This is a genomic window from Mycobacterium sp. NGS61, assembly GCF_059812325.1.
Genome location: NZ_JCALCL010000027.1, coordinates 1 through 1,003, shown reverse-complemented (window position 1 = coordinate 1,003; position 1,003 = coordinate 1). Strand labels below are relative to the sequence as shown.

The 1,003-nt window shown below is 71.6% G+C and carries 1 protein-coding gene; it reads right to left on the bottom strand.

The window, feature by feature from the left end; genetic code table 11:
- Positions 1-1,003 (bottom strand): DUF222 domain-containing protein (locus AC5Y3Z_RS25500; protein WP_500001883.1); only part of this gene is annotated, 1,003 nt, incomplete at both ends.

Here is a 1,003-nt window from a genome sequence, read left to right as displayed (position 1 = left end):
GCGGGTACCTCGCAGCCGGGCCAGCGGCAGGTCAGGTCGCGGGCGCGGATGAAGTCGGCCAGTGCGGCTGAGGGCCGGTAGGTGGGTTCGGGGGCGGTGTAGCCGGGGTGGATCAGGGGCACGATTGTGGCGGAGACGGCTAGGTCGGCGAGCAGTTCGGGGGTGATGAGTCCGTCGGTGGCGCCGATCATCGCCGCGGGAGCCGTGCTGCTGCTGCCGTTGGTGAGGGCGTCGTGGGGGGCGATCACATGGATGGTCACCGGGGAGGCCGGTCGGCGGGTGGGGGCGGTGCAGTCGGTGCGCCGGCACAGACAGCTCATGCGGGTGGCGCGGGCGGTGAGCGCTTCGATGGCATCGGCGCGGCGTTGTTCGGGGGTGCGGGGGTCGTGCGGGCAGACGGTGGCGGCCAGGGCGGTCAGGGTCTGGCTTAGGGCGCGGGCGTCGGTGGGGCGCAGTTGGCCCTCGATGGGGCACAGGCCGTCGTAGGGGTCGCCGATGTCGAGGTGGCGTTCGGTGTGGCGTTTCTCGCGGCGGCGCACCGCATCGATGTCGACCTGGGCGATGATGGCGTCGACTTTGTTGCTCAGCCGTGAGGGGGTCAGGGAGGGCCAGCGGGTGATGTGGGCGGCGATGGCGCGGTCCACGCGGGCCAGGATGTCGGGGTCGGTGATCAGCGAGGTGCGGTGGGTGACCTGCACGAAGGCGCCCAGGGTGATCTCGCCGGCGCAGAACACCGCGGCGGTCTGAGGGAGGCGTTCGCGCATGTCGCGGGCGATGCGGACTTTGTCCAAGGCGCCGCGCTGGCTGATCTTGAGGCCGGCGGCGACTTCGGCGGCCACCCCGTCCATGGTGTCAAGGGCCCAGTCCTCGGTTTCGCCGTGGCGGCGCAACCGGTAGGCGAACAACTCCCCGATGGCCATCAACTGTGCCGCGGCGGCCTGGCTTTCCATCCGCTGACCGGCCCGGATCGCCTCGATCCAGCCCCGAGATTGCTCGGTCGGCG